The sequence below is a fragment of the Flavobacterium sp. W21_SRS_FM6 genome (assembly GCF_052119645.1).
GTDB lineage: Bacteria > Pseudomonadota > Gammaproteobacteria > Enterobacterales > Alteromonadaceae > Paraglaciecola.
This window is the reverse complement of the sequence record NZ_JBGQOM010000009.1, coordinates 175,630-201,363: the sequence shown is the minus strand read 5'-3', so window position 1 is coordinate 201,363 and position 25,734 is coordinate 175,630. Positions and strand designations below refer to the sequence as shown.

Annotated in this window: 26 protein-coding genes; 14 read left to right on the top strand and 12 right to left on the bottom strand. The window is 42.4% G+C overall.

The features are described from left to right. The first annotated feature begins 270 nt into the window (after positions 1-270). On the top strand, positions 271-699 hold the full coding sequence (locus tag ACEN2L_RS15645) for a hypothetical protein (protein ID WP_306023957.1): 429 nt from the start codon (positions 271-273) through the stop codon (positions 697-699). A 21-nt stretch (positions 700-720) separates the two neighbouring features. Here the strand turns inward: ACEN2L_RS15645 and ACEN2L_RS15640 are convergent, their stop codons facing one another. Together ACEN2L_RS15640 and ACEN2L_RS15635 are read right to left on the bottom strand one after the other, a co-directional pair. Next, the gene (locus ACEN2L_RS15640; protein WP_306023956.1) at positions 721-1,356 is read right to left on the bottom strand and encodes a tetratricopeptide repeat protein; all 636 of its coding nucleotides are present in this window, start codon (positions 1,354-1,356) and stop codon (positions 721-723) included. A gap of 143 nt (positions 1,357-1,499) precedes the next feature. Next, positions 1,500-1,742 (bottom strand): TIGR02647 family protein, encoded by a 243-nt coding sequence (locus ACEN2L_RS15635; protein ID WP_441745058.1) that lies wholly within the window; start codon positions 1,740-1,742, stop codon positions 1,500-1,502. 417 nt (positions 1,743-2,159) lie between these two features. Between ACEN2L_RS15635 and ACEN2L_RS15630 the strand changes: the two genes are divergently transcribed. The 4 genes from ACEN2L_RS15630 to ACEN2L_RS15615 all read left to right on the top strand — a co-directional run bounded on the left by ACEN2L_RS15630 (position 2,160) and on the right by ACEN2L_RS15615 (position 4,700). Beyond that, positions 2,160-2,912 carry a SapC family protein gene (locus tag ACEN2L_RS15630; RefSeq protein WP_441745056.1) on the top strand — a complete coding sequence of 251 codons (753 nt, stop codon included), beginning with the start codon at positions 2,160-2,162 and terminating at the stop codon, positions 2,910-2,912. After that, on the top strand, positions 2,905-3,630 hold the full coding sequence (locus tag ACEN2L_RS15625; RefSeq protein WP_441745054.1) for a DUF6445 family protein: 726 nt from the start codon (positions 2,905-2,907) through the stop codon (positions 3,628-3,630). Before ACEN2L_RS15630 ends, ACEN2L_RS15625 begins: the two co-directional genes overlap by 8 nt. A gap of 90 nt (positions 3,631-3,720) precedes the next feature. Beyond that, positions 3,721-3,960, top strand: a complete 240-nt coding sequence (locus tag ACEN2L_RS15620; protein WP_441745053.1) for a hypothetical protein — start codon at positions 3,721-3,723, stop codon at positions 3,958-3,960. Continuing rightward, positions 3,960-4,700, top strand: a complete 741-nt coding sequence (locus ACEN2L_RS15615; protein WP_441745051.1) for a hypothetical protein — start codon at positions 3,960-3,962, stop codon at positions 4,698-4,700. The genes ACEN2L_RS15620 and ACEN2L_RS15615 overlap by 1 nt, the downstream gene beginning before the upstream one ends. 4 nt (positions 4,701-4,704) lie before the next feature. Here the strand turns inward: ACEN2L_RS15615 and ACEN2L_RS15610 are convergent, their stop codons facing one another. Beyond that, positions 4,705-7,788, bottom strand: coding sequence for a TonB-dependent receptor (locus ACEN2L_RS15610; RefSeq protein WP_441745050.1), 3,084 nt, complete (start codon positions 7,786-7,788; stop codon positions 4,705-4,707). Positions 7,789-8,154: 366 nt separating this feature from the next. Here ACEN2L_RS15610 and ACEN2L_RS15605 point away from each other — a divergent pair, with 366 nt between their 5' ends. After that, positions 8,155-8,724, top strand: coding sequence for a sigma-70 family RNA polymerase sigma factor (locus ACEN2L_RS15605; RefSeq protein WP_441745048.1), 570 nt, complete (start codon positions 8,155-8,157; stop codon positions 8,722-8,724). After that, positions 8,721-9,773 (top strand): FecR family protein, encoded by a 1,053-nt coding sequence (locus ACEN2L_RS15600; RefSeq protein WP_441745046.1) that lies wholly within the window; start codon positions 8,721-8,723, stop codon positions 9,771-9,773. The genes ACEN2L_RS15605 and ACEN2L_RS15600 overlap by 4 nt, the downstream gene beginning before the upstream one ends. Before the next feature lie 13 nt (positions 9,774-9,786). On the opposite strand, the gene trmL is transcribed toward ACEN2L_RS15600, so the two are convergent. The 8 genes from trmL to argE all read right to left on the bottom strand — a co-directional run bounded on the left by trmL (position 9,787) and on the right by argE (position 17,006). After that, positions 9,787-10,251 (bottom strand): tRNA (uridine(34)/cytosine(34)/5-carboxymethylaminomethyluridine(34)-2'-O)-methyltransferase TrmL, encoded by a 465-nt coding sequence (gene trmL / locus ACEN2L_RS15595; protein ID WP_441745044.1) that lies wholly within the window; start codon positions 10,249-10,251, stop codon positions 9,787-9,789. An 84-nt stretch (positions 10,252-10,335) separates the two neighbouring features. Then, positions 10,336-11,313 (bottom strand): alpha/beta fold hydrolase, encoded by a 978-nt coding sequence (locus ACEN2L_RS15590; RefSeq protein ID WP_441745042.1) that lies wholly within the window; start codon positions 11,311-11,313, stop codon positions 10,336-10,338. 77 nt (positions 11,314-11,390) lie between these two features. Next, on the bottom strand, positions 11,391-11,807 hold the full coding sequence (locus ACEN2L_RS15585) for a CBS domain-containing protein (RefSeq protein WP_441745040.1): 417 nt from the start codon (positions 11,805-11,807) through the stop codon (positions 11,391-11,393). A gap of 122 nt (positions 11,808-11,929) precedes the next feature. Continuing rightward, entirely contained in the window at positions 11,930-13,363 is a 1,434-nt protein-coding gene (locus ACEN2L_RS15580; RefSeq protein ID WP_441745038.1) for an ATP-binding protein, read from the bottom strand. Continuing rightward, positions 13,360-14,055, bottom strand: a complete 696-nt coding sequence (locus tag ACEN2L_RS15575) for a response regulator (RefSeq protein WP_441745036.1) — start codon at positions 14,053-14,055, stop codon at positions 13,360-13,362. Before ACEN2L_RS15575 ends, ACEN2L_RS15580 begins: the two co-directional genes overlap by 4 nt. Positions 14,056-14,221: 166 nt before the next feature. Continuing rightward, complete coding sequence (locus ACEN2L_RS15570; protein WP_306023942.1) at positions 14,222-14,629, bottom strand: methylglyoxal synthase; 408 nt, start codon at positions 14,627-14,629, stop codon at positions 14,222-14,224. Positions 14,630-14,673: 44 nt separating this feature from the next. Next, entirely contained in the window at positions 14,674-15,816 is a 1,143-nt protein-coding gene (locus ACEN2L_RS15565) for a GGDEF domain-containing protein (protein ID WP_441745034.1), read from the bottom strand. 38 nt (positions 15,817-15,854) lie between these two features. Next, on the bottom strand, positions 15,855-17,006 hold the full coding sequence (gene argE, locus ACEN2L_RS15560) for an acetylornithine deacetylase (protein ID WP_441745032.1): 1,152 nt from the start codon (positions 17,004-17,006) through the stop codon (positions 15,855-15,857). A gap of 303 nt (positions 17,007-17,309) precedes the next feature. Here argE and argC point away from each other — a divergent pair, with 303 nt between their 5' ends. The 7 genes from argC to ACEN2L_RS15525 all read left to right on the top strand — a co-directional run bounded on the left by argC (position 17,310) and on the right by ACEN2L_RS15525 (position 24,513). After that, positions 17,310-18,326: an N-acetyl-gamma-glutamyl-phosphate reductase gene (argC, locus tag ACEN2L_RS15555; RefSeq protein WP_441745030.1), complete on the top strand. Its 1,017-nt coding sequence runs from the start codon at positions 17,310-17,312 to the stop codon at positions 18,324-18,326. A gap of 4 nt (positions 18,327-18,330) precedes the next feature. Next, positions 18,331-19,125 carry an acetylglutamate kinase gene (gene argB / locus ACEN2L_RS15550; RefSeq protein ID WP_306023938.1) on the top strand — a complete coding sequence of 265 codons (795 nt, stop codon included), beginning with the start codon at positions 18,331-18,333 and terminating at the stop codon, positions 19,123-19,125. A 17-nt stretch (positions 19,126-19,142) separates the two neighbouring features. After that, the gene (locus tag ACEN2L_RS15545) at positions 19,143-20,072 is read left to right on the top strand and encodes an ornithine carbamoyltransferase (RefSeq protein WP_441745028.1); all 930 of its coding nucleotides are present in this window, start codon (positions 19,143-19,145) and stop codon (positions 20,070-20,072) included. A 44-nt stretch (positions 20,073-20,116) separates the two neighbouring features. After that, positions 20,117-21,358 carry an argininosuccinate synthase gene (locus tag ACEN2L_RS15540; protein WP_441745026.1) on the top strand — a complete coding sequence of 414 codons (1,242 nt, stop codon included), beginning with the start codon at positions 20,117-20,119 and terminating at the stop codon, positions 21,356-21,358. Beyond that, positions 21,358-22,734: an argininosuccinate lyase gene (argH, locus tag ACEN2L_RS15535; RefSeq protein WP_441745024.1), complete on the top strand. Its 1,377-nt coding sequence runs from the start codon at positions 21,358-21,360 to the stop codon at positions 22,732-22,734. The genes ACEN2L_RS15540 and argH overlap by 1 nt, the downstream gene beginning before the upstream one ends. 32 nt (positions 22,735-22,766) lie before the next feature. Beyond that, positions 22,767-24,077, top strand: coding sequence for an amino-acid N-acetyltransferase (gene argA, locus ACEN2L_RS15530; protein WP_306023934.1), 1,311 nt, complete (start codon positions 22,767-22,769; stop codon positions 24,075-24,077). Positions 24,078-24,168: 91 nt separating this feature from the next. After that, on the top strand, positions 24,169-24,513 hold the full coding sequence (locus ACEN2L_RS15525; protein WP_441745022.1) for a HopJ type III effector protein: 345 nt from the start codon (positions 24,169-24,171) through the stop codon (positions 24,511-24,513). Positions 24,514-24,562: 49 nt separating this feature from the next. Here ACEN2L_RS15525 and ACEN2L_RS15520 read toward each other — a convergent pair whose 3' ends face one another. After that, positions 24,563-25,645, bottom strand: coding sequence for a HupE/UreJ family protein (locus tag ACEN2L_RS15520; protein ID WP_441745021.1), 1,083 nt, complete (start codon positions 25,643-25,645; stop codon positions 24,563-24,565). Positions 25,646-25,734 lie beyond the last annotated feature (89 nt).

Genomic DNA, 25,734 nt, shown 5'->3' with positions numbered 1-25,734 from the left:
ACGATCCTCAAAGTCAAATGTTGCACGCAGTATACCTGTTGCCTACAAAACTCTGTAGTTTTTTAGTTATTTTACTCGTAGTAATTCGAATTAGCGTTGCCTACTTGGGCCTATTTAAATCGTCAATATGATGAATACTTCAGTGCTCGAAGGCACTTAAACCTAGGCATGACTTGATTTTTAATAACAAGGTAGACGCTCATTTATATGCAAATTCTTTAAACGTATTATACTCAGGTGACGTAGTTTCTGTGTAAGGTGAAAAGTTACATGGGTGAGTTTACATTTAAAGACAAACATGGCGATTATCACTTATCTTATTCAGATCGTGTAGTAACAGCTAAATTAAATGGGGCCTTGGGCAGCATTTTAACTCGAAATTTTTGTCGAGACATGCGCATCCTAATTAACCATTTTAACCTGCCAGCGTGGGGCTATTTCGGTGATTTAAGCCACAGCGAAGCCGAAACACCTCAAGCACAAAAGATGATGATAGAACTTCATGGCCATATGATGAATCGTGGCTGTGTTGTAGATGCCTATGTTGTTAACAATCCATTGGCTCTGCATCAAGTCAACAGTTCTCGTAGAGCTGCGGGAATTACCACAGACCTAAGCAAACAAATTTTTCAAGACAAAGCCAGCGCCATAGAATTTATCCATGACACGCTAAATACGCTAACTAACTCCACCATCTAAAAGGTAAAGATACTCTGCGATTTACGAATTCAAGGGTCTTTTCGCTTCTCGAACTGCTTTAGGGTGCATTAACTTTTCAAGTTCAGTTAAGCATTTTGAAATTTTGGCGTGTTCCTTTTTATCGGCAGTAATCGCATTATACAGCCAATGATAAGCGTCTACGTAATCATAAGGGCTCCCATACCCTTCAATAAAGAGTTCGGCTAATTCGATTTGTGCTTTTAGGTGGCCCTGGCCTGATGCCTCTCGTAAAAAAACCACAGCACGCTCTTTATCTTGTTGAACTAATTTACCTTGCGCGTAATATCGACCTAGTTGCTCTAGACCAGCGGGTAATCCTTGCTCTGCAGCTAGTTGTATAAATGCAATACCTCTTTTAGGGTCAGCTTTTACGCATACGCCCCATGCAAGCATATCCCCCCATAAAAACTGATAAGCGGGTACTCGCAATGTTTCTGCTCTTGCTTCTATATCTTGAACCAACTGACACCGATCATTCACCACCCTAGCAAGATGCTCATTGCGATTTATCATCTCAATTAGTTCATCTTGGGAATAAAGTTGCACGGCGACGATCTCTTCTTCAGCTTGTGCAACCGTGACAAGTAAGAAGAGACAGCTAAAAAGTAGATTGGCGGCAAAAGTAATAGGATTCATAATTTCAGACTTCAAACGAGCAACAATATGTTTAGTTATCGACCATTACATATTTTTTTGAACCAATATTCTAGCAAAATTGCTGATTTGAAAGACGTCACAGACCTTACCTTCAGTAACTTCGCTAGAACATCATCTTGGTATTACTCTGTCGCGACTGCAAAAGCACTGTTAATAATTTTTGCATGTTCTAACAAATCGTGACCTAAATCAGTGAGGTAGCCACCATCTGGCAAGGTCACAATACCCTTATCGAATAAGCGCTTAGATGCAGCCACTAATTCGGGATCAGCATCGTGGTGCACCTTAATACCCTGCATCAAACTTGTATCAGGAAATTTAAGTAACAAGTTTAATTCATTCATTGTCTCGGAAGTAAACATCATGGAAAGCCCTTATCTGCTGAGGTTGAAAAAAGGAAAATCGCGTGAAAAATGTTACGTTTTCACAGGTTTTAATTAGATATAAGGATTTAAAAACGTTAACACTCTCTTTAAATTCAGCACTTTACAATGTGCTATCTTGCTCTCGAAAAGCACGTATGAAACGCAAAAACGTCTCGCGTATAATGTGAGTTTCAATCACAATTCCAGCCTATATCTACCACTTAATAATTTCAAAGAATATTTAACAAAAATAACAAATTAGTCACATCTCGCGCGTAATTTGGGTGTCAAGGTGCTGAACTTTTGAGCCGTTCATTACCCTATTTCTAATTTGCAATTTTTGCCTTCATGAATTGTTACTTTTATTAAGCCCGTGGGTAATTTACCTTAGTACAATGCGCAAGGAGAAAAAACATTATGGCTGACATCATTGCAGTAAATATTCAGCTACACAAAAACATCAAAGTAAATAGGCAAAAAGCCGAAGAAGCCATCGCTGATCAACACATGCTGCCGGTAGTTGTCAGTGAGTTTTTAAAGCTTGTCGTTGAATTTCCAATACTGATGAGTAAAAACCAAGAAACCGGACACTTTGTGTGTATTGCCTTGCTGGGTTTTGAACATGGTGAAAACCTATTTTGGAATAAAGCTCGGTTTAACAGCTTGTATAGTCCATTGAATGTGGCTCGCCATCCTTTTTTTGTGGGTAACTATGATGAAAGAGAAAAACAAAGAGTCATCGATATCGACCAAGACAGTCATTCAATTTCCCCAAACGATGGAGAAGCGTTATTCACACAAGACAATCGCCCTTCTCATTATTTGTTAGAAATAAAACAAATTCTTGCTGAATTACTCAAGGGAGAAATCCATACTCAGGCATATATAAAAAGCTTGGTAAAACATGACTTGCTAATGCCACTAAAACTCGACATTACGTTTGCAGATAAGAGTCAACGACAGATTAAAGGGCTGTATAGCATTGATGAAGAAAAACTAAACTCAATCTCAATAGAGGTCCTAAACGAACTCAAACATGCAGGTTATTTGCAGTATATTTATACGCAAATCGCGTCATTGGGGCAAATTTACGCGTTAATTGAGCGAAAAAATATACGCTTAAATACTCTTAGCCCTTGGCTTCAGACAAACTTAACAAGTCATGCATAGTTATACAGTCCACCCTCAAAGTACTGTCACAACGATAAACGTAGGAGAGGAGCAGAACCCTTTATTTATTATTGATAATTGGTTACTTAATGCTGACTTACTCGTCGAAACCGCTTCACAGGCTTCAGCCCCTATCCCAACCAAGCAACACTTTTATCCGGGCCAACAATTTTTAGCGCCAACACCATACAGTGCATTTGTATGTGAGTTTTTACAGCGCAAGATCCTTCCTTTGTTGGTTGATAGTCAGGCCCTTCAATTCAAGGACGCACAATCAATATTTTCTTGGGTCAGCGTACGAGCAACAGATTTATTACCCATTCAGCGCATTCCTCACATTGATACGCATAAATCGACTCAGTGGGCTGTCGTTCATTATTTATGTGGTGAACAAAGTGGTGGCACTGGTTTTTTTAGGCACCGAGCGAGTGGTTTTGAGAGCATCAATGTGGATCGCCAGAAACGTTACACACGAGTTTTAGAAGACGAAGCTCAGACTTTGGGTGTACCAGCGGCGCAATACTTACAAGGAAGTACCCGACAATTCGAATTGATATACCAAGTGCCGGCGCAATTAAATAGAGCCATCATTTACCCTAGTAACCTTTTACACTCTGGTTTAATAAAACGCTGGATATCGGAAGATGGTCAACTTAGCCGCTTAACGGTCAATAGTTTTGTGCAATTATCACCCACTTCCCCATTTTTGATACCATAAGACAGCAAAGCAACAAGCAAAAAATATTAATTCGACTACTGTTTATTCCATGCACGCATTTAGTTTTGCCCCAACAAGGAAGAAGAAAACATGTCATTAATAGAAGATAACTTTACCTTAGCTGCAGAGCTGGATGAATTGGCGGCCGTTAAAATTCAATCGATGCTGCGTTTACTAAATGACAATACTGCGACTCAAATCAAGCTTGAACGTCCTGTAATCGGGGGGAATACGATCTATTTCACATTAGTCTCAGGCTCATATTCTGATATCGATTTAGCCTGTGATTATAAAAATATCCAGCGTACTAATAACGAGTTACAGGCCTGATGCCAGACAAAATGAAAAACGTCACTATTTTAGTCTTGCTGACTGTTATTCTGCTAGGCAGCTATTTTTATTACAGCGCTTGGCAAGATGCAGAAGAGAAAATTGCCAAAGCACAAAATGAGCAAGCGGCTTTATTGAAAGATAACGATACCTTAACGTTGGAAGTAGCAGACTTAGAGGCCAAACAACAGAGCCTAGTTATACAAATTGATGCGCATAAGTCGAGTATCACTGAGTTGGAAAATAAAATTGAACTCAACAAACAAGAGCTGCTTCAGACTAACTACAACACCATCAAGCAATACAGTGATCAAAGTATCGCACAACAATTTAAAGACCGCTATAAACTGACAGATAAGGCGATTAGAATTATAGAGGTACCGATTCCTGTTGCTGGTTCACCTTGGAAAGAGCGAGTTTTGGTCCTGCCCATTGACTATGTAAAACTCACCGTAACTGCGCTGGATAGTAAAGAAGCCTGTCTAAAACAGTCTGATCTACAAAACCAAATTATGGCCTTAGATAAAACCATATTTGAGTTACAAGCGCAGAACTTCAAACTAGAACAAGACAAACGCATCGCCTACTCACAAGGTTATGAAAAAGCGTTTGCGATGTATTTAGATGTCAACAGACTGTATATAGACTTGCTGAAAAACCCTCCCAAGGTAGAGCTAGCGCCTAAGTGGTGGCAGGTCACCCTTGGGGCGATTGGTGGGGCGCTAATTTGTTCACTTTAAGTGCCTAAAACTGTCCTCTAATGCCCATAGTATAGCGGGCGCCAGGTTGTTGGACTAATAGCAACTGCTCATCATAACGACCATGTTTAAGCACACTTTCTTGGGTTAAATTCAGCCCTTCAACAAAAAGAGATACCGAGTCATTGATAGCAAAACTGGCACTCATATCAAGCTGTTGATACGGACGAACAATCGTTGGTTCCCCTCCTTGTATCTGGGTTAACGATTGTAAAAAGCCGTCACGCTGATTCCAAGCGAGACGAATTTGGATAGGATCGTGTTCGTAATATAAAATGAGATTTTTGGAATTACTTAAGCCAGTTAATGCGAACTTTTGACTGATATTTTCACGGTCTAATTTGGCATTGCTGTCTACGATGGTCGAGTTGGCAATAAGGCCAAATCCTGAGGTAAAACTGTACTGAAAGGCAAGTTCCCAACCGTCAACCGTAGCAGTTTCACTGTTCACTGGCTGAGTTAACTCAAAGATCGCAATGTGATCATCAGCATCTGCTTGACTGCTATCACTACCGGTACTGGGATCAGTGACGCCATTGATAACAAGTTTAGATGTTTGGCTAACAATGAAGTTGTCCACTTTTTTACGAAAATAACTCAGTGACATATAACTGGCATCGGCAAAATACCACTCTAGGGCAAGATCAAGATTTTGAGATTCAAAAGCCTGCAAGGCCGGGTTACCCGAACTGACTCTCAAATCACCGCCCTGGCGTGTTGTTTCAATTGTTAAACTAGGCGACATCTGACTCATGGTTGGGCGAGTCAAACTACGTGACATCGCGAAGCGCGCCGCCACGTTATCGCTTAGCTCCCATTTAGCAGTAAAACTCGGTAGCCAATGCTGATAATCAGATGTTTTATTCAGCGCTCTGGGTTCGGAGTACACTTGCCCTAATTCAGTTTGGTCTAGCACCGTTAGCGCAATTAGGTCAGCTTCGATACCCACGACACTGACTTGAGTATCTTCAAATCGCAGTCCGGTTTTTATACTAATATCGCGTTGCAGGAGCTGCGCTGAAAAACTGAAATCAAGATAGGCGGCATTAACTTGTTCTTGCAGGGTAAATGAATTGTCTCGCTTTACGGCAGCAAAACTTACGTCACTAATTGATTCTAAAAACGTAAATACGTCTTCTCCACTATGCCTTAGCCACACATGAGGAATACCCTGACTGCCGCTGATACCTTGTAAAAAATCATCACCAGCATCAAATACTTGTTGAAAATTATCGGGAAGGTCAGGCTCGCTAAAATAGCCACAAAATGAACAGTGTACAAAGTTATATTCATTATCCCAGCGTTCGATATGTTTAATTTGCCGACTCGACATCCATCCAAATGACACGGAATGAAGGTGTTGCCAAGGGCTGTCCCACACCCCATCAGTACGAAATTGCTCAAGTTCGTCTCGCAAATTCCAACCTCGGCGCAGCATGACATGGGCTTTACCATTTGCGGGATCAAGGTAATCTGATACGCCAGCCATTTCACCTTCTGCATTGATGATATAAGGATTGGCTTCAGCGAATCCCGAAATCGCTGGTAAAATAGCATTTTCATTTAAAGCAAAGTGGGATCGATTCAAATACCCCACTAAAGACAAAGCATTTGCAGCCCCTTGGGTGTCTTTAAAAGAAGCATCAGATAGCGAAGCATCAACATGAAAGCTGAAATTAGGGCTTGCTTGCCATGCGACATTGAATCCCAAAGCACTTATTTTTGATGGTCTATCAAATGTGCGCGAGTGAAAATCAGTGGCGTGCCCGACATTTTGTGAAAACTCAATCACCGTACCATTTTCGTCCGTTATGACATCTTCGAGATTACTCGATGTAAACCAGTGCCCCATGGACGTAGATTGCGTCCGAACATTAAAACTAGAACTTAAATAATCTAGACTTAAATCCACATCAGGATTGGGGCGATATTGCAAAACCATGGTGCCACCAGTTCGAGTTCGTTTGTCAAACCTAACTCGCTGGTCGTAATTTCGAGGAACAAAAATGTTGTCACTCGACGTTGTTAACTCCTCTTGCGGGATATTGGTATTGAGCAACCAACCATCAGTTTGTGCTTCATTAATTCGGGCTTCATGCTCTTGTTGAGAAAAAGACAGTAACCAACCAAAGACATCATTGCTATGGCTCACCAGCAAGGTTCCTTGCGGGGTAGTTTGTTCGCTATTATCATCGAACATGGCTTTAACACTACCAGCCACTTTAAATCCACGCTCACTGAAGGGGCGAGCCGTTTCAATGTTGATTGTTGAACCTATGCCACCAGACTGCGTGGCGGCAGAAAATGTTTTTGTGACACTGACACCGCTAACTAATTCAGACGCTAGGGTGTCAAAGCTGAATTCACGGCCCTGGTTGTCGGTAGCTAAACGTCGCCCATTGGTTAAAACGGTATTGAACTGAGGACCAAAACCTCGCACAGTAACAAACTGTCCCTCCCCTTCTGAGCGATCAATCGACACCCCAGAGATGCGCTGCAAAGATTCAGCTAAATTTAAGTCCGGAAACTTACCTATGTCCTCGGCTTTTATCGCGTCTACCACTTCGAGAGAACTCTGCTTAAAATCCATAGCTCGTTGTGCACTAGCCCGCATGCCCTTGACTAAAATCAATTCATATTCAGCGTCCATCGCTTCTGGGTAAGTGAGCAGACTGTCTCCTTCGTCAGTGAACAATTCGATAACATGCGACAGCAGCGATTGGTGTTTTTGGTTTTGTGTATCCTCTGACAGCTTAATGACTAAGGTTCCACTATTGCTAAACTCAGCAGCCAAACCAGTATTAGCAAGTAGCAACTCAATGGCTTGTGCGGGGCAATATTGCCCACTAAGTCCGTTGGCCATACTTTCTTTAACTTTGTTGAAAGGAAATACCACAGTTAAGGAAGTTTGTTTGGCAAATTCAATGAGTGCTTCATCCGCTGATTTTTCTTCAATGGCAAAATTGATTGAGCAGGCTCTTATGGGTAAGACGGGTAAAGTTTGCGCTTTGTTAGGGCCAGCAAAAGCCAATATGCTGCTAGCCAATATAAAATGAGGAAGTGTGCGCATAGGCGCAAACCCAGACAACAAATCTTTTGTATCGAAGGGCGATGAACAAGTTTTAGACGGCAAAATGAAAAACCAGTTGCACATGATTTAAAGGACTCAAACTAACCTCATTAAAACTTTTTTTTCGCGCCCACTATTAAATACCGTAGCAAAAAAGCTATTCTTTGATTTCATATCGATGGCATAATTTAACAACTTAATTACATAAATCATACCTAGTGGAATAAATAAACTTAAGTCTTCCACTCAAAATAAGCGACTGATATTAATAGAATATTCTTAACCAAACTGGATTACCTAAAATAAAATGGAGGAATTTCAGTTTTCAATCGTCTTATTCCTGAAAGCAAAAATAACTGGACAATTATGGCTCATCCCGATTTCAAAAAATCAGGTTTATTCGACACGTTTATGCTGGCAAAAACCAGTATTGTTCGAATGGTGTCACGTATCGTGCCGCCAAAAGAGATAGAAGATATTGTGCAAGAAACATACGTGCGAATTTGCCAAATAGAAAATCATGATGCCATAACCCACAGCAAATCTTTTGTCATGAAAACGGCACGTAATTTAGCGTTAGATTATGTAAAAAAAGCAGAAAGTCGCTTAAGTGATAGTGTTGAAAATGATGATCAATATGACGTTGACACGAACGAAGATTCCTTATTCCAACAAGCGGCAAGTAATGAAGAATTTGCTTATTTTTGCGAAAGCGTAAGACGTTTACCATTGCAGTGCCGGCGAGTGTTTGTATTAAAAAAAGTCTACGGCTATTCACAAAAAGAAATCGCCAAAGAGTTGTCTATCACTCAGAGTACCGTTGAAAAACATATCGCTGATGGGTTGAAACGTTGTGCGATCTATATGATGCAAAAAGAAAGTGAATTGACTCAAACCACAAAACACAATTTGACAACACGGGGGATAAGAAAATGAGTAATGTGTACCCGTTAAAGTCGGACGAACAATATATTGAGCAAGCCAGCGAATGGATAAGTAAATTAGACAGAGGCTTAAGCCCAACAGAAGCGAATGAACTAGAGCAATGGTTAATTGCAAATAAAGAGCATCGTAGGGTGCTAACTAAAATGGCAAATCTATGGGGTAAAATGGATGTATTAAATCATCTTAGCGACGTCGTTCCTCATACCCCCAATCACGCATCTAAGGTTAGTGGTCAACGTTGGGCCGTTGCGGCAAGTATTATTTTTGCCAGCCTTTTTTCGATTGGCGCTTACCAATGGTCAAAAAATCAACAAAATAGTTTAACGGCACAACATATTTACTCTGAAAATGTTTACGCAACTAAAGTGGGCGAACACGCTACCTTTTACTTGCAAGACAAAACCAAGGTTGTGTTAAATACCAACACTCAGGTAAAAGTCACGTATACCGATAAACAACGTTTATTTGAATTAGTAAAAGGTGAGCTGCATGTTACTGTTGCTCATAATACTAAGCAGCCTTTAAGTGTTTATGCTGGCGGAAAAATTATTCAAGCCGTTGGCACCGCGTTTAACGTACAACTGCAAGATACCGGCGTTGAGCTAATTGTGACCGACGGCAAGGTATTGGTGGCAGATCAGTCCTTTGACAATAGCACGCCTCTTACTCAGCAGAATAGGCGTTTATCTCATGCTTCCCTGGCGGTAAGTAAAGGTGAAAAAGTAGAACTGAGTGCTCAACAACCGCAGATATTACAGCTGAAAACATCGGAAATTGAAGTGGATTTATCTTGGCAAAAAGGCGAACTCATTTTTAGAGGCGAATCCTTGGCGGATGCCTTAAAAGAAATCAGTCGCTACACCCCCTATCATTTCAAGGTAGCTGATGACCAACTAAAAACGCTACAAATAGCAGGTTTGTTTCGCACTAATGACATTGAGGGCTTATTAACTGCGCTGGAACAGAATTTTGCCATTGAACATCAGCGCGTCGATGGTCAAACCATTCTATTGCAAGCGAGCCACCAACCTCAGCTCTAGCCTGAGGTTGCTATTAGACCGCTCCAGCAAAGTCTAATTGACGCCACGCTTCATACACAAATACTGATACTGCATTTGATAAGTTCATACTGCGACTCTCTGGTAACATGGGGATGCGAAGACGCTGTTCCGCAGGCAAGGACTCAATGATATCCATGGGTAAGCCACGTGTTTCAGGACCAAACAGCAAAGCATCGCCTTTTTCAAACTTAGTGTCAGCAAAATAGGCCTTACCTTTGGTGGTACAAGCAAAAATGCGAGAGGGCTGACGAGCGCTAACGTATGCGGATAGATCAGCGTAACGCTGTACTTTAGCAAATTCATGGTAATCCAATCCCGCACGGCGCACTTTTTTATCGTCCCAATCAAAGCCTAGTGGTTCAATCAAATGCAGGTTAAATCCGGTATTGGCACATAAACGGATAATATTACCGGTGTTGGGTGGTATTTCAGGTTGGTACAATACAATATCTAACATCTAGTAGCTGACTCTTAATTAGTTAAAAAATCCGAATTTAGCATGTAATTTGCGATCCAACTTTTTCACTCAATCCCTAAAGACTTAGTGATGTTCAGCGAAAAAAGTTAAAGCTGCTCGCAGAGCTGGTCGACGATACACATCTCGCTCCATTAAAATTTCGTGTTGTGCATTTACAATAGTGTGCAATTTACAGGTACGTAATTTAGCCACGACTCGACGTTGCCGGGCATTATCTACCACCTGATCATCACCAGCCTGGATAGCAAGACTAGGAGTGCAAAATTTCTCTGCTTTATGTTCAATGGTGTCCATCGCCTTACCAGCGGCATGCAACCAATGCCCTGTTACGCCGCCTAATTGCACCTCGGGTAGGTCAGCATATTCTTGTCGAAAGAGCGCATAACGGACTTCACTGCTTGTCAGTCTGTTGTTTTTAAAGCCATGACTAACATAATTTTTTTGCCCAATGAAATAGCCATGCGGCCTTCCTAACAAACGATTAAATCCAACGTGAACAGTCACTAACAAACTTGCAAGCCAACTGGGTAAAGCAGGCCTGATACCAAACATAGGCGCCATAAATACCGCGGATTTAATCTGTCCTGGATGATGCATGCAATACAAAGCCCCTATTGCACTGCCCATAGAATGACATAACAAGTGCGGTTTTTCTTGACTATTGGGTAAGACGATTTGCTGTATAAACAGATCAAGATCAGCAACGTAGTCACCAAAGTCATCAACGTAACCCATATGTGGATTGGCCGTCATCCGGTCAGACAATCCTTGGCCGCGATGATCATGAATAAAAACCGAGTAGCCATTTTGATAGAGGTCATACATCACCTCCTTATATTTTACATAGGCTTCGATACGGCCTGACGAAATAACAATTGAACCAATGGCATTGGGGTGTTTAACCCACGCATAGGCGAGACTCAGCTTGTCATGGGTAATAACCTGCCCATGTTGAACATGCTTTTGCCAAAAAGGTTGGATAAGGTCGATGTACGTTTTGGTGAGTCGCTCATCTGAGCTTAATAAAAAAGAATCAGTCATCAGGGTAAAAAGGCCTAGGTATTAAGCAACTATGGTATCAAGTGAGACGTAAACTGACGATGCTTTTACTCAAATTATTAGTGCGGCTTTTTACTCTGCTTTTTCATATAACTGTTTTCAATTGAACGCAAAATATCGCGCCAACTTACAATACCAACGGGTTTACCGTCTTCATTTACAATCGGAATACATGAAATATTATAGCGATTAAAAATACTGATAGCAGTATGTACATCGGCATTCGGTAACAAGGTAATCGGTTTACGAGTCATTATTTGATGCACTTTACGATTTAGGGTAACAGTGTCATGGGGTGTTTCTCTAGGGGTGCCAATAAAGGGGCTTAAAGCTTTTAACAAATCTCGGTCAGATAACACCCCGAATAGCACCCCGTCTTCAACCACAAGTAAATGATGAAACTTAGCGTTTTCAAAAATATGTTTTACTACTTTTAACGTATCATCAAGCCCAACACTGACTATAGGTTGAGTCATTAACTTACTGACAAGCATCTCGGCCCCTTTGCTGACGTAAAATCCTGCTTACTTTATAAATATTCACAAGCTGTTTAAATGTAAAGCTACGTTAACGAAAATCACGGGTAAGCGCCATTGATTTAGGTTAGCGCTTCGTCATTGACTGTGGGCAAGGAAATCGTGACGCTTAGTCCTCCATTGGGTAAATTTACCGCTCGGATCTTACCTTGATGTTGAAGTATCGCTTGGTGGGCAATCGCCAACCCCAAGCCTACCCCACCCGATGCTCTGTCCCGAGCCAACGATTCACGATAGAAAGGCTCAAAAATCCGACTCAATTGCTCTTGTTCAATGCCTTTTCCATCATCCCTTATGTCTATAGTCAACCAAGAGTCTTGATGAACCAGAGAGACCTCGATGATATTGCTGGCATAATTGATGGCGTTTCTGAGCACATTTTCGATTGCACTGGTTAACATTTGGCCATCGCCATCTAAATAACAGTGCTGCGCCGAATCAAAAATGATGTGCTTATTTTGTTCCTGCGCCTCAAATCGAGCGTCACTAATAAGGGGCACCAGTAATGACTGAATATCCACTATGCTTTTGTGCAGCAATGACTGAGGGTTGTCTAAACGAGACAAAGTAAGCACCTGAGCTATCATTTTATCGATTTGCGCGGCTTCTTTTTCAATGCGCGTAATTGACGACAGTAATACATCCTTTTCTATGCGCTCAGCCTCATCCTCTTCACATTGTTGTTGTAAAATGCCGATCGATAATTGTAAACGCGCTAAGGGTGAGCGTAGCTCATGTGAAATATCGGCAAGCAAGCGTTTTTGACTGCCCATCAAACGCTCAACTTGCTCTGACATAAAATTAAAATCACGGCCTAAACGCCCTATTTCATCCCGGCGCTTGCTCGCACTACCAACTCGAATGGCTAAATTTCCTGTCGCCATTTGCTTACTGGCATCCTGCAATTGTTTTATGGGGTTGACTAATGAACGTGCAAACCAAAAGCACAGTAACGCGCTTATCGACAGCGCAATGGCAAAAATAAATTCCGGATGCTGGCGCTTTACTCTGCCCATAAACTCTGGGGGGGCGAGCCTTCCCACAAACAATAAGTAGTTTTTGCCCGAGTAAATAATCGAACTTGGCCCCACAAAACTACCTAAGCCTATATCGACACTGATGGGTGAGGTAGAGGGCGCGAGTTTTAAAAAGGCATGTTCATTTATTCCCATACGAGGGGGTAAAGAGCTAATAACACGGCCATCCGCAACATCCACCAGCACTAAACCGATTTGATTTCGCTTGCCCATGTGCAAAACCACGTTATCTATGCTTTCCATATTGACTTGCTGGTGCAATCTATCTTGCAAAATTTGAGTGTAATAATTGAGCTCACTGACATCCGCTGAGCGCATTGGGCTAAATCGCACCTCATCACTTAATTGTTTCATGATCCACATGGACCCACTCATCATAATAACGGTGACGATCCAAAACCATAAAAACAACTTGATATACAGGTGGTTAGCGGGATTAAAATGAGATAAGAATTTCATTTTTTAACCATATAAATATAACCGGCACCGCGGTGAGTTTTAATTTTTTCATCTGCATTTTTGTGACTTAACTTCCGCCTAATGTTGCTAACATGCATATCAACACTGCGATCAAAAGCGGCTAACTTTCTGCCCAATACCTTTTCACTTAAATCCTGTTTACTAACCAAGTTTCCATGATTGAGCATTAATAAATGCAATATCGAAAACTCAGTGCCGGTTAGCTCCAAAACACTGTCGTTACAACTTACCATTTGGTTTGACGGGGAGATGATGACATCATCCAGCGTTAAGGTTTGATGCATGCTAGTACTGGGCAGCAGTTCCATACGTCTGACGATAGCTTTAATTCGGGCAGATAACTCTCGATGGTTAAACGGTTTAGGTAAATAGTCGTCGGCGCCCAACTCCAAGCCAAAGATTTTATCAAAATCATCCCCCTTGGCTGTCAGCATTAATACTGGCGTGTGATGACTACTACGCAGCTTTTTTAATACTTCAAAGCCATCGATACGCGGCAACATCACGTCTAATAAAATTAAGTCATATTTTTTATTAGACGTCGCTCTGAGTAAACCCGATTCGCCGTCATGGCAAACGTCAATTTCGTATCCTTGCGGTTTGAGGTATTGAACTAGTAGAGCGGTAAATTCAATATCGTCATCGATGAGAAGTAGCTGCTTATTTTTCATGTAATTCGTGCTTTATCCTAGCGGATTGATGTTGATAAACCGAGTGTTACTATAACCCAGCTGCAAGTGAGTGCAGAGGCACATTTACACAAGCTTTACACAAAGCCCTAGCCGAAGTGACTCTTCAAACGTAACAAGTGGTATTCACTACGGTTAAGTCAACACGTTACAAGTTTGGCAACAAGCGTTGATATTCTCCATCGATGAACAAGGGAGAAGTAATTAACATATCAGCGGTTGAGGTATTGCATGCGACCGGAATATTCCAGACTGAGCACAAGCGTAACAAGGCTTTCACATCTGGATCATGGGGAGCAGGATTGAGGGGATCCCAAAAAAATACTAAGCAGTCGAGTCTATTTTCAGCAATCAAGGCGCCAATTTGCTGGTCTCCCCCTAAGGGACCGCTTTTATAACGATGTACATCTAACCCTAATTCTTGGGCAATCAAGCCACCAGTTGTGCCCGTTGCTACCAATTTATGTTTACTCAGCTCACTTTTATGCTGCAATGCCCAGCTAACTAAATCAGGCTTTTTATGATCGTGTGCCACTAGAGCGATGGTTTTTTGCATACTCACGCTAACCCTTATAAAAATGACAATTAATAAACATTGAATTACATGACTTCTACCCGATTTTGGCCTTTTACCTTGGCTTGGTAAAGAGCAATTTCGGCTTTTTGAATCAGTAAAGTAGAGGATGAAAATTGTTTCGGTTTGATAACACCAACCCCAATGGTGGCACTTAAAAATTGAGTATGGTCAGCGTGTACAAAGTCCTTCGACAGTATATTTTGCCGAATCTGCTCAGCTAACTTCTGCGCTACATCAGCTTGGGTTTCGGTTAATATCACCACAAATTGCTCTCCACCATAGCGCACCACCAAATCTGTGACGCGCTTAACACTATCTCGAATAATGTCAGCGACGTGCACTAGACATTTGTCTCCGAACACCGGGCCATGTTTTAAACTTATGCCTCTAAAATCATCGACATCAATCATCAACAGCGCAATGACAGATTCGTTTCTAATGGCTAATTTCCATTGATACTCAAAGCAATCAGTAAAATATTGACGATTATAAATTTTGGTTAATGAATCTGTCTTACTCAACAAATCAAGGTTTTGTTTTTGAACTTGTAAATCCAGCTCTTGTTTATAAGCGTTGCGGTAGTCTTTATTTAAGCGGTAGCCAAATGAGATTAAGAAAAACCAGTGCAGCATGATGATCCAACAGATCCCGTTTAACTCGGGTTTTAGCATGCTAGAGATCATGGCCGGTACAAGCATAATAGCGACATAAAGTTGCGGCACCAGAAACTTAGCTCTAAAACTCGCCACGGCGCCACCGGCAATAATAGCGATAAACATCACCAGTGCTAATAACAAAACACTAAAGCGCTCATCAATTATCGCCAAGGTGAACAACACTGACCAAAAAGCACCATGAGTGAGCAGCAATCCATAATGCAATAGCATCCATCTTTTGGGCAGCTTGAAGTAGACATATTGGTGCAAAAGAATGTGGCATAGACGAAATAAGGTAATCGTCACTAAAACGATGGAAAGTTGCAGACTTAGTAGCGGCTGCTGCTGATAAAAGCCAGTACCGAAAAGCATGACAGTCCAAGCCACAATGTAAACAAACAAGCCCGCTCGGGAGTTTGCCTCGAAATCATGGTCAGACCGTCCCGTTAAGTTATCTAATTGAGGCTCAATATTTTCATTCACGCTTTTAGGCCATGTTTCATTTATCAATAGCTATCCTAGCAAGAGAAAAAACCTATTTGAGTGAACTACTTGTTTATACATACTTGATGTATAAATTTCTGCAATAAATTTACTGTAGGCTCAACATAGTCTAAGTGCATAAACTCATCTGGTTGATGAGCTTGGTCAATACTGCCAGGTCCTAACACCAAAGTATCGCAACCAAGCAAATTAATAAAGGGGGCTTCGGTCGCGTAGTTCGCACTTTTCGCTGTTTTACCTGTTAATTTTTCTGCTAGTGCAATAATGTTTTGCTCATCTTTACACGCAAATGCAGGTGCTGTGGGGTACATTAAGTCTAAACTCAGTCGATTTGGAAACTGCTTGCGCACTGGCGCAAGAGCGGCATCTATCATCGCCAATGCTTCTTCATCACTTAATTCAGGGACTGCGCGTAAATCAAAATTGAGGAGGCACTGACCACAAATACGGTTTTCACCATCACCACCGTGGATATGCCCTAAATTCATTGTTACGTGTGGAACGCTAAACGCATCATCGTGATATTTCTGCTTTAGAGTCTCTTGTAGAGCCATTAATTGCCCAATCGCTCGATACATGATCTCAATGGCGTTAACGCCTTTGGCAGGATCACTAGAATGCCCTGCCTTTCCTTCTATGTTTAAGCTTTGCGCGATATGGCCCTTGTGCTTATAGATCGGAATAAGCTCAGTAGGCTCGCCGATAATTGCCATATCAGGTTTTATTAATTGCTGATCGGCAAAAAAGCGCGCGCCCGCCATAGAGGTTTCTTCATCAGCACTAGCAAGTATATACAGCGGTTTATTTAGCTTTTTTAAATCAACCTCTTTTAATGCTTCTAAGATGAAGGCAAAAAAACCTTTCATATCACAAGTGCCTAAACCGTAAATTTTTCCATCTCTTTGCGTTAATGAAAAAGGGTCAGATTGCCAACGACCTTCATCAAAAGGAACGGTATCAGAGTGGCCGCAAAGTAATAAGCCACCCTCACCAGACCCTATTTGAGCAAGCATATTAAACTTATTATTGGTACCAGGTACAGTTTGAATATTTATTGAAAAACCAAAATCTGCTAACCAGCTTGCTAACAAGTCAATAATCGCTCGATTTGACATGTCTATTTTTTCATCAAATGCACTTATTGAAGGGGTTTGAATGATTTGTCGATAGTGTTCTAAGAAAGAAGAATGTTGCATAAGCCTCTGCATATATATTTATTCACTTTTATTGCATAACTATCCCGCATATGGCATTCTACTGTCAATGCGGTTTATGCCCCTTTGGTCTATAAACCATACTTTAGCTCAATTTGGTTTCATAACGAATATGGTAATGTTCATTTCATCAACTATTTCCCTGCCTAGCTTCGCCAGCAAGTTGTATCGACGATAGTCGACGTCTGATGCGTATAGCACACTCTTTACCTTTGAGGTTAATACTTAAAGGTAAGGAGTGATTTTTTTGTTTTTGTTACCTTGTTCGTAAGAAGAGATTATTAAATGTTGAAAACTTGTATTATCGGCGCGAGCGGTTATACCGGCGCAGAACTCGCTTTATTACTGCAGCAGCACAGCCAATTCGAACTCAGTGCCTTATATGTATCAGAAAAAAGTCTCGACGCGCACAAACAGCTCGGTGACTTGCATGGCTTTTTATACGGCCGTATTGATCTGGCTTTACAGCCGTTAAAAGACGCAGACATGGGGTTATTAGCTAACGAAATGGACGTTATTTTTCTAGCGACGCCCCACGAAGCGAGCCATGAATGGATGGACAAGTTAGCCGGGAAAAAAGCTGTGGTCATGGATCTATCAGGCGCCTTTCGTCTAAAAAATACTGCTGTGTTTGCGCAATATTACGGTTTTGAAAACACCCAAGCGCATTGGCTGGAGCAGGCTGTTTATGGTTTGGCAGATTGGCATCAAGACGCAATCAAAACCGCAAGTGTGGTTGCCGTGCCGGGCTGTTACCCCACTGCTTCACTCACCGCTTTAAAACCGCTACAAGAGGCTGGATTGCTTGATATACATCACCGCCCCATTATAAATGCGGTGTCTGGCGTTTCTGGCGCGGGTCGCAAAGCGGCCTTGAATAGTAGTTTTACCGAAGTGAGCCTTCAAGCTTACGGCGTGCTAGGTCACAGACATCAACCTGAAATCGCCACTTATTTGGGCAATGAAGTTATTTTCACGCCTCACTTGGGAAATTTTAAACGGGGCATACTCGCCACAATTACTGTCAAAGTAAAAGCAGCCGTAAGCGCAGAACAAATCAATCAAGCTTACCAACTGGCTTATGCCAGTAATCCTATTGTTCGTTTACGTGATTCATGGCCAAAAATAGACGATGTAGCGCATAGTCCTTTTTGTGACTTATTTTGGAAGTATGATGAGCAAAGCGGTTATCTGGTCGTTGGTAGTGCCATTGACAATTTATTAAAAGGCGCCGCTTCTCAAGCTGTTCAATGCGCAAACTTGCGTTTTGGATTTGAAAGTCATTTGGATTTAGTAGGTTAACGCCATGAAAACCATAGTCATAAAAGTAGGCGGTGCATTTATGCAAGCCGACGAGCTTGCTTTAGCTTTGCTTGATACGATTAAGAAGTTGCAAGAAGAAGTGTGCGTGGTGCTTGTTCATGGTGGTGGTCCCATGGTCGAAGAACTCTTAGCCGCACTTAATTTACGTAGCAATAAAGTCAATGGTTTACGGGTCACGCCAGAAGAACAAATGCCCTTTATTACCGGCGCTCTTGCTGGCACTGCCAATAAGCAACTTTGCGGCTTAGCTATAAAAGCAGGCTTAAATCCAGTGGGTTTGAGTTTAGCCGACGGAAAAATATGTATTGGCTCAGTATTAAGTCCCGAATTGGGCCGAGTAGGCTCAGTGGTAGCGGGCAATGCCCACTTGCTACAATTATTGGTTAGCAACGACATGTTACCCATTATCAGTTCTATTGGCGCGGATCCTGAGGGGCGCTTACTCAATGTGAATGCTGACCAAGCTGCTACCGTCATTGCCCAATTACTAAAAGCGGAACTCATTCTCTTATCGGATGTCCCTGGGGTATTAGATGCCAACCGAACCTTAATCGAAAAATTAAATAAAAAGGAGATTGATGCCTTGATTGAAGAGGGTGTCATTCGTGACGGCATGGTTGTTAAAGTGCAAGCTGCTTTGACCGCGGCGCAAAGTTTGGGCCGCAGTGTCACCATAGCAAGCTGGAAATCTGCGCCTAAACTGTTAGGCTTTTTGCACAACGAACCAGTTGGTACGCAAATTTCACCTGCGCCAAGCGCAATTCAACCACAACAATAAAGGTTAAAGGCAGATTAATGAAACAGGATTTATTGACTCTGAAGGATTGGGATAAAACACAATTAGAGCAGTTACTTACCTTAGCACGCACCATAAAAGCAAATCCTAAAGGCTACCGTAAAGCCTTAGACGGCCTATCGATCGTAGCGTTATTTGAAAAGCCCTCACTGCGTACCCGCGTCAGTTTTGACATTGGCATTAACAAACTAGGCGGCCATTTAGTCTACCTAGACAGCCAGTCAAATAAATTGGCCGGACGTGAAGATGTAAAAGACATGGGCGCAAATCTAGCCTGTTGGGCTGATGCTATTGTGGCGCGAGTTTTTGCTCATTCAACCTTAGAAGAGTTGGCAGAATCAGCAGATGTTCCGGTTATTAATGCCCTATGCGATAAATATCATCCTTGTCAGGCAGTTGCTGATTATTTAACCATCAGTGAGCGCTATGAGGACCTAAGCAAGGTAAAATTAGCTTATATTGGTGATGGCAATAACGTTACCCATTCACTTATGTTAGTGGGTGTGGCTTTAGGTTGTGAAGTTATCGTGATCACGCCAAAAGGCTACGAAGTTGATGCAGAAATCATAACGCTGACCGAGCAACGTGCAGCGCAATTCGGCGGGAAATTAACCGTCAGCACCGATATAAAGGCTGCCATAGGCGCCCATGTTCTATACACCGACACATGGATTTCTATGGGCGACACTACCCCACTGGCACAAATCAAAGAAGTCTTTGACCCCTATAAAATCGATGAAGCCTTGATGGAATTAACAGGCGCTGACTATGCGATGCATTGCCAACCCGCTCATCGCGATGTAGAAATCAGTGGCAGCCTTATCGATGGCGACAAATCTTTACTCATGCAACAAGCTGAAAACCGCATGCATGGGCAAAATGCAATATTAGTACAATTACTGGCTGCTAATTTTACACCAGCTAACTAAACCTCATCACATTTAGAAAACGACTTACAGCAGGAACAAACAACATGGCTAAAAAACAAATTAAAAAAGTAGTACTCGCCTATTCAGGTGGTTTAGATACCTCAGCAATCATTCCTTGGTTAAAAGAAAATTACGAGGGTTGTGAAGTTATCGCCTTTGCCGCAGACGTAGGTCAAGGCGAAGAAGAGCTTATCGGTTTGCGTGAAAAAGCCCTAAAAACCGGCGCAAGTGAGTGTTACATCGTTGATTTAAAAGAAGAGTTCATCGCTGACTACGTATTCCCCACCATTACAACGGGTGCCGTATACGAAGGTGAATACTTACTTGGTACATCTATGGCACGTCCTATTATCGCCAAAGCTCAAGTTGAAATCGCGCTAAAAGTCGGGGCTGATGCGTTATGCCACGGTTGTACCGGTAAAGGTAACGACCAAGTCCGTTTTGAAGGCACCTTTGCGGCCTTAGCCCCTGAATTAACGGTTATTGCGCCTTGGCGCGAGTGGGACATGGTCTCACGTGAAGACTTACTCGCTTACTTAGCCGAGCGTGACATTAAAACCTCAGCCTCTGCCACCAAGATTTACAGCCGTGACGCTAACGCGTGGCACATTAGTCATGAAGGTGGTGAGCTTGAAGATCCTTGGTGTGAGCCAAGTAAAGGGGTTTGGACATTAACGACTGATCCAGAAGATGCGCCTGATCAAGCAGAGCGAGTCATGTTAAGTTTTGATGCAGGTAAACTCATTGCCGTTAACGGTGAAGCATTGTCACCTTATGAAGCAGTAATGAAATTAAATACCATTGCTGGAGCGCATGGTGTAGGCCGTATCGACATCGTTGAAAACCGTTTAGTAGGCATGAAGTCTCGTGGTTGTTATGAAACGCCAGGAGGCACAGTAATCGTTGCCGCTTACAAAGCCCTAGAAACCTTAGTCCTCGACAAAGCCGCCCTTAAATATCGTGAGCAAATTGGCTTAGAATTTTCACACGTTATGTACGACGGTCGTTGGTTCACCCCCTTAAATGATGCCCTATTAGCGGGCGCTGCCAGCTTCGCTAAGAAAGTGACTGGCGACATCGTGGTGAAATTGTATAAAGGTCAAGCCACAGTGGTACAACGTCGTTCACCCAATAGCTTGTATTCTGAAGACTTTGCCACCTTTGGTGCCGATGACGTATACGATCAAAGCCATGCTGAAGGGTTTATTCGCTTATACAGTTTATCGAGCCGTATCAGCACCTTAAACCAAAAGGCTCGCGCCCTTAAAGAAGAAGGTAAAGCCTAATGAGTTTATGGGGTGGTCGATTTCAAGATGGCAGCAGCGCCATGTTCAGACGGGTAAACGATTCGTTTCCCTTTGATCGTGCCTTGGCAAGCCAAGACATTCGTGGCTCGATTGTATGGTCTCGTGCCATTTGTAAAGCTGGCGTAATAACGCAAGACGAGCAAGCTCAACTCGAAACAGCCTTAAACGCCTTGTTGGTTAAAGCTGACGCTGGCGAGCTTGATTTTGATGCAAGTAGTGAAGAAGACATACATAGCTTTGTTGAAGCCACCCTGATTGAACAGTTAGGTGACGTCGCACGTAAACTCCACACCGGCCGCAGTCGTAATGACCAAGTGGCCACCGATTTTCGTTTGTGGTGCCGTGAACATGTCGAGCTACTTAGTCAAGATTTACGACACGTTATTCAGTCTTTACTCAGTACCGCAAATAAGAATCTTGACGTTATTCTACCGGGTTATACCCATTTACAACGTGCGCAACCCGTTCGGTATCCTCACTGGTGTTTAGCCTATGTAGAGATGTTCAAACGTGATTTAAGTCGATTACACGATTTAAACGTGCGTTTAAACCAATGCCCCCTAGGCAGTGGTGCTTTAGCCGGTACGGTGTACCCTATTGATCGTCAAGAAATAGCCACGCAGTTGGGCTTCGACAGCCCATGTTTAAACAGCTTAGATGCGGTTTCTGATCGCGACTACGTGTTAGAAACCTTATTTGCTGCCAGCACCAGCATGATGCACTTGTCGCGCATGGCAGAAGATTTGATCTTCTTTAACACCGGCGAAGCAGGTTTTATCACCTTAGGTGACCAAGTCACCTCTGGTTCATCCTTAATGCCACAAAAGAAAAATCCTGATGCCCTAGAGCTCATTCGCGGTAAATGTGGTCGGGTATTTGGTAGCTTGCAAGCTATGTTGGTGACCATGAAAGGCTTACCTTTGGCCTACAACAAAGACATGCAAGAAGACAAAGAAGGCCTGTTTGACGCAATGACACAATGGCATATTTGTTTATGTATCGCCAGTGAAGTCATCGACACCATCAAACTTGATAAAGAACGCTGTGCTAAAGCGGCCCGTGAAGGCTATGCCAACGCCACTGAACTGGCTGATTATTTAGTGGGTAAAGGGATCCCCTTTAGAACCGCTCATGATATTTCTGGCCAAGTAGTACTGGCTGCGCTTGCTCAGAAAAAAGCCATTGAAGAACTCAGCTTGCCTGAGCTCAAGGAATATTCAGCGTTAATTGAAGACGATGTCTATGAAATTTTGCAACTTGAGTATTTGGTCAATAAACGCAGCATTTTGGGCGGTACTGGCATAGAGCCGGTCAAACAAGCCTTAGCTAGTGCTCTCGCGTTTAACCAACAATAGTCGCAAAACCTAAACCAAGAAAAGGAATCAATGTGGTCGTTTCGCATATAGATAGTGTCAAAACTATTCGTAATTCAGCTCCGTATATCAATGCTCATCGTGGTAAAACCTTTGTCTTGATGTTTGGTGGTGAAGCCATAGAAGACGCTAACTTCGCTAATATTATTCATGATATCGCCCTGCTTAATAGCTTAGGAGTAAGACTGGTATTAGTGCACGGTGCACGGCCGCAAATTGATCAACGTGTGCAATTACGCAATTTGCCCTTTCGTTTTCAAGACGATATCCGTATTACCGATAAACAAACCCTTGAATGTGTTAAAGATGCAGCAGGGTCGGTAAGGGCACAAGTGGAAGCACTATTAACCATGGGCTTGCCCAACTCGCCCATGCACGGTGCGCAAATTCGCGTCTGTTCAGGTAATTTAGTCGTCGCTATGCCCATTGGCGTGCGTGACGGCGTGGATTTTGAAAATACCGGCTTGGTACGCCGCATTGATGTCAATGGTATCAACGACCATCTCAACGATGGCTCAATTGTACTGCTTTCGCCAATGGGCTATTCGCCAACAGGCGAAGTATTTAATTTATCGCACGAAGATGTGGCAACCAATGCGGCTATTTCGTTAAAAGCCGACAAGCTTATTTTATTTACCCCAGATGATGGCATCATAAGTGAAGATGCTCACCTGCTGCGTAATATAGAAATTGACCAATTGTACGGTATGCTGAATAACCCGTTTTATGCCGCGCAAAAACTCTCTTTGCAAGCTATCGCTTCAAGTTTGGAGTCAGGAATTAGTCGTTGTCACTGTGTAAGTTACCGTCAAGATGGCGCCTTATTACAAGAGCTCTTTACTCGTGATGGTGCAGGCTCGCTTATTGCCCAGCGTTCTTACGAACAATTACGCGCGGCCAATATCGAAGATGTGGGCGGGATACTAAAACTTATTAATCCACTTGAAGAAAAAGGTATCTTGGTGAAACGCTCAAGAGAGCGTTTAGAAAGTGAAATCGAGTTATTTACCTTAATTGCCCGAGACGGCATGACCATCGCTTGCGCTGCACTTTATCCTTACCCAGAAGAAGAGATGGCTGAGTTAGCCTGCGTTGCTACTCATAGCGACTACCGTGGTGGTAATCGCGGTGAACGATTGTTACACGCTATTAAAACTCAAGCCTTACAACAAGGCATTAAGTCTATTTTTGTTTTAACCACCGTGACGGGGCATTGGTTTTTAGAACAAGGTTTTATGCCTGCCAGTCTGGAAGACTTACCAGCTAAAAAGAAAGAGCTTTATAATTTTCAGCGTAAATCCAAAGTATTTATCTTACATTTATAATAATACAAGGGGCTGCAGTCTTTTGCTGTTTGCCCTCGTTCAAACTAGATTCTGCCCCCCTATGACACATTCGCTACAAACAGGACCCATCATGACCCAGCAAGAATTACTTTTACAACTCAACACGACACCTGAGCTTGTTCAATTTAGTGATGTAATCCAGATGATAACCACCCACTTCGATTATCAAGCCACAAGGTTTAAAAATGGCGACGTTGTCAACGAAGCTGGAAGTAATGAAGGCTCATGCAAACTCTTGTATTTTGCTCAGTTCAAGCAGTTGCCTGAGACTCAAACCCTGCATTTATTTGGGGATTACTATCGTCAAGATGTATTGGCAAACCCAAGTGGTAGTGATCATGGCAATATTCGAAACTTTATGAAATTTGGTTGGCAGGGCGTGCAGTTTGAGGGCGTGGCGCTGACTGAAAAATAACACAGACAAATGACAACAAAACAAGAAAGAGCGCTAACACAGCGCCCTTTTAATTAAAAAAGCGTTCAACTCCCCAGATACAGCCAAGAATGACCGTCGCCACGGATATCAGCGGCACTATATAGTGGCGGTATAAGGCATATTTACTCAGCCACCACAATGTAGGTAAAACAAGGGCTGATAAGGCAAGCTGGCCTATTTCTACGCCTAAATTAAATGCCAGTAATGGAATAAAAATAGGCGCGCCCGCGCTGCCAAGCCCTAAACCCGTTAACACATTAGCAAAACCGAAACCATGCAGTAAACCAAAGGCGCTAGTGAGTAACCATCGATTCGGCGGACGATGTTGATAGTAGAGATTTTCTAGCCCCACATACACGACCGTTAGCGCAATCGCCAGTTCAATCCAGTGTTGCGGTAAGTTGAAAATGTGCAGTGAAGCCAAGGATAACGTGATGGTGTGCGCCACAGTAAAGCAGGTAATAATGAGCGCGGCGGCTTTCCACGTTCTGCATACAATCAATAAGGCCAATAAAAAGAGTAAATGATCAAAGCCGATTAAAATATGATGCACACCCAAGCTCAGAAAGCTTAAAAATACCCCCTCGTTATTCGCTTGTTTGGTCTTGCCATCAAACGACACTTCGTCATAACGGTGAGTAAAAGTGTGAATAAATAAACCCACTTGGATATGCTGAGAATTAAAAATACTTAGGGTAAGTTTAAATTCTGGATTGGTCTGATCAATAAAATCACTGCGAAAACCCAGCATGCCTAAGGCTGAATCAGGATAAAAAAGTGTAAAAATCACAGAGTCGGTTTCTGGGATGATTTTTATCTCAACAGTGTCAGCGCTCATAGGCTCACCATTGAGGGTTATCTCAAAAAATTGTTTGGCTTTGTGACTAAGGTGTGTCCGTATATTCGGCAGATTCTCGACACTGAGCTGATTATTCTGATTAATCAGATCTTGAGTGAAAATATCCGCGGTTACGGCAGCTAAATACAGCTCAAGGGTCAGTTGATGTTGTTGGTTTATGTTGACTTTTGCCTCGCCAGAAAATACATCATGGGCATGACTCACCCAAGTAAGCATCAGTAAAGCGATAAAAATGACAGCGCGTATTAACATCAAAATACTCTATACAATTAGCAATAACCAACAACAATTCATTTCATGCCACGAAAAAGGCACAAGTTTTTTGACTTGTGCCTTCATTT